This window comes from Paraburkholderia sp., assembly GCF_035656215.1.
In the GTDB taxonomy this organism is placed as follows: domain Bacteria; phylum Pseudomonadota; class Gammaproteobacteria; order Burkholderiales; family Burkholderiaceae; genus Paraburkholderia.
Genome location: NZ_DASRSY010000470.1, coordinates 1 through 3,208, shown reverse-complemented (window position 1 = coordinate 3,208; position 3,208 = coordinate 1). Strand labels below are relative to the sequence as shown.

Annotated in this window: 4 protein-coding genes; all 4 read right to left on the bottom strand. The window is 62.7% G+C overall.

Annotated elements, in window-relative coordinates; translation table 11 throughout:
* Positions 1-201: 201 nt before the first annotated feature.
* Positions 202-1,248: a VacJ family lipoprotein gene (locus VFE81_RS27710; RefSeq protein ID WP_325047633.1), complete on the bottom strand. Its 1,047-nt coding sequence runs from the start codon at positions 1,246-1,248 to the stop codon at positions 202-204.
* Positions 1,249-1,259: 11 nt separating this feature from the next.
* Positions 1,260-1,823, bottom strand: coding sequence for an outer membrane lipid asymmetry maintenance protein MlaD (gene mlaD / locus VFE81_RS27705; RefSeq protein WP_325047632.1), 564 nt, complete (start codon positions 1,821-1,823; stop codon positions 1,260-1,262).
* A 91-nt stretch (positions 1,824-1,914) separates the two neighbouring features.
* Entirely contained in the window at positions 1,915-2,682 is a 768-nt protein-coding gene (gene mlaE / locus VFE81_RS27700; protein WP_325047631.1) for a lipid asymmetry maintenance ABC transporter permease subunit MlaE, read from the bottom strand.
* Positions 2,679-3,208: ABC transporter ATP-binding protein (locus VFE81_RS27695; RefSeq protein WP_325047630.1), on the bottom strand; the 530-nt coding region annotated here is incomplete at its 5' end. The genes mlaE and VFE81_RS27695, both read right to left, overlap by 4 nt.

Here is a 3,208-nt window from a genome sequence, read left to right as displayed (position 1 = left end):
GAATCGACCGTTTGGGCCGATGCACCGGCACTGGCGAAAGAAAACAACGCAGCGAACAACGGAATCAGGAATAGTTTTTTCATATCGAACCTTGCTTGCCTTAGAAATAGTGCAACCGTTTGAGCCGACCTTAGCACGCGAGTTCAGCAGCAATCCATGCGCAAACTGCGAGAGTCGTATCGAGGTGTTACGGCCGCACGATCAACGCAACTTGAATGACGGAAAGTTGAAACGAGCCGGCGGGACCAGCTGGCCGGCCGGAATCTGCGTCGTTTCCGGACCGCCGTTCAGGTCGAGCGGCGGCGATGCAGCGCTGCTGGAGGCGGTTTCGGGCGCGGCTGCTGTGCCGGTTGCGCCCGTGGTTGCGCCAGTTGCCGAAGCAGCTTGCGGCGGCGTTGCTGCTGCCGTACCGGAGGCAGCAGCCGCCTTCGCAGCGGCACCTTGCGTGCCTGCAGCGCCTGCCGGCGCTGCAGGCACGCCGCCATCGACGTCGTCGTACTTCGGCAGCGGCGCTTCATCGCCGTAGTTCGGCAACGCCTGCGACTGCTTGCCGTCCGACAGCAAATACTGGCGGCGCTGCAGATACGCGTTACGCACGAACGAATACTTATCCAGCGCGGCGCCTTCCAGCACGTCGCTTGCGTTCAACAGATTGGCGCGCGTGTTGACCACGTTCAGGCCGTACAGCGCCCAGCTCAGACCATCCGGATGAATGTAGCTAAGCGGATTCACATAGTAATTGCCGATCGAGCCGACCGCGTCGCGCACCGTGCTCGGCCCGAACAGCGGCAGCACGAGGTACGGACCCGCCGGCACGCCATAGTGGCCGAGCGTCAGGCCGAGGTCGTTGTCGTGCTTGGGCAGCCTGGCGAGCGTCGCCACGTCGAACAGGCCGCCGACACCGAACACCGTGTTGATCACGATCCGCATGATGTCTTCGACACCGTCGGTGATCTTCAACTGCAGCAGGTTGTTCGCCGCGATGTAGACGTCGCCGATGTTCGAGAAGAAGTTAGTGACGCTGTCGCGAACCGGTTGCGGCGTCGCCCAGACATAGCCCTTCGCGACCGGCTTCAGCGCGTACTGGTCGAGCTTGTCGTTGACGGTGAAGATGGTGCGGTTCAAGCCCTCGAGCGGATCGCCCCTGGTTGGCGTCTGCACGGTCGTGCAGCCGACGAGCGTAGCAACCGCGAGCGCGAACGTCGCTATCTGGAGGGTGCGCACGCCCCTTATGCGTATGGTCTGCATTTTTATTCTCCTTATTGACCGGCCGCGCCAGAGGCGGGCAGAGTCGATGCCGCCGGCGCGGGCGCCGTGGCAGGGGCGGTCGCAGGTGCGGCCGAACCCACGCCCGGCTTGGATGCGCCCGAGTCCGCGGCCTTGCTATACAGGAATTGTCCAATCAGGTTTTCCAGCACGATCGCCGATTGTGTCATCGAGATTGTGTCACCCGCTTTAAGCATCTCGCTGTCGCCACCGGGTTCGAGCCCGATGTATTGCTCGCCGAGCAGACCCGAGGTCAGGATCTTCGCCGACGTGTCTTTCGGAAACGGGTATTGCTTGTCGATATCGATCGTGACGACAGCCTGATACGCATTGCTGTCAAAGCCGATCGAGGCAACCCGGCCGACCGTCACGCCCGCGCTCTTCACCGGTGCGCGCGCCTTCAGTCCGCCGATATTGTCGAACTTGAGCTTGACCGGGTACGTTGCCTGAAACGACAACGAACTCATGTTGCCGGCCTTCAGCGCGAGAAACAGCAACGCCACGAAACCCAACACCACGAACAGGCCGACCCAGAAGTCGAGAGCAGTCTTTTTCATCGTCATCCCAAAGTGAATCCGCCACGCTGCTCCCGTTCCCGTCACGCGCAATCCGAGGTGCGCCCGCTGAGCGGAAACGTGCAGCGCGGTTTTAGCTGAACATCAGTGCTGTCAGCAGAAAATCGAGGCCGAGCACCGCAAGCGACGCGTACACGACCGTCTTGGTCGTGGCGCGCGACACGCCTTCTGGCGTCGGCTTGGCTTCATAGCCCTGAAACAGCGCCACGAAGGTCACCGCGAGGCCGAACACCACGCTCTTGATGACCCCGGCGCCGACATCGCGCCAGACATCGACGCCGCCTTGCATCTGCGACCAGAACGCGCCGGCGTCGACGCCGATCAGCAGCACACCCACTACATAACCGCCGAACACGCCGACCGCGCTGAAAATCGCAGCCAGAATCGGCATGGAAATGATGCCCGCCCACAAACGCGGCGCGACCACGACCTTGACCGGGTCCACCGCCATCATTTCCATCGCCGTGAGTTGCTCACCCGCCTTCATCAAACCGATTTCGGCCGTCAGCGACGTGCCGGCGCGTCCCGCGAACAGCAGCGCCGTGACCACCGGCCCAAGTTCACGCACCAGCGAAAGCGCGACCAGCAGCCCCAACGCCTGCTCGGAACCGTAACGGTTTAGCGTGTAATAACCCTGCAAGCCGAGCACGAAACCGACGAACAGACCCGACACGGCAATGATCACCAGTGAATAATTACCCACGAAGTGGATCTGCTTCGTGACAAGGCGCGGCCGGCGCAGCAGCGGGAAAAATTCGAGCAGCAGCCGGAAGAAAAAGCGCGTGGCGTAGCCGGCCGTGCCCAGCCCGCCAATCACCGAGCGACCAAGCGCACTGATCATGACTGACCTCCGCCGATGCCGAAGTCCGCCGCGAGCGGCGTCTGGCTGGGATAGTGGAATTTGAACGGACCGTCCGGCGCGCCGTCGATGAACTGCCGCACCGTAGCATCGGTCGACGCGCGCAGCTCAGCCGGCGTACCTTCCGCATGCACCCCGCCGTTGGCGAGGAAATAGACGTAATCGGCAATCGCGAACGATTCCGGCACGTCGTGCGTCACCAGGATCGACGTTGCGCCAAGTGCCTGATTCAGCGCGCGAATCAGGTTCGCGGTAATGCCGAGCGAGATCGGATCGAGGCCGGCGAACGGCTCGTCGTACATCATCAGCTCGGGGTCGAGCGCAATCGCCCGGGCCAGCGCCACACGCCGCGCCATACCGCCCGAAATCTCCGACGGCGCCAGGTCGCGCGCGCCACGCAAGCCGACCGCGTTGAGCTTCATCAACACGAGGTCGCGAATCAGTTCTTCGGGGAGGTCGGTGTGCTCGCGCAGCGCGAAAGCGACGTTTTCGAACACCGACATATCGG

Excerpts from the sequence above, each read along its gene's own strand:
- mlaE (WP_325047631.1), bottom strand. The coding sequence starts at position 2,682 with ATGATCAGTGCGCTTGGTCGCTCGGTGATTGGCGGGCTGGGCACGGCC.
- mlaD (WP_325047632.1), bottom strand. The coding sequence starts at position 1,823 with ATGAAAAAGACTGCTCTCGACTTCTGGGTCGGCCTGTTCGTGGTGTTG.
- VFE81_RS27710 (WP_325047633.1), bottom strand. The coding sequence starts at position 1,248 with ATGCAGACCATACGCATAAGGGGCGTGCGCACCCTCCAGATAGCGACG.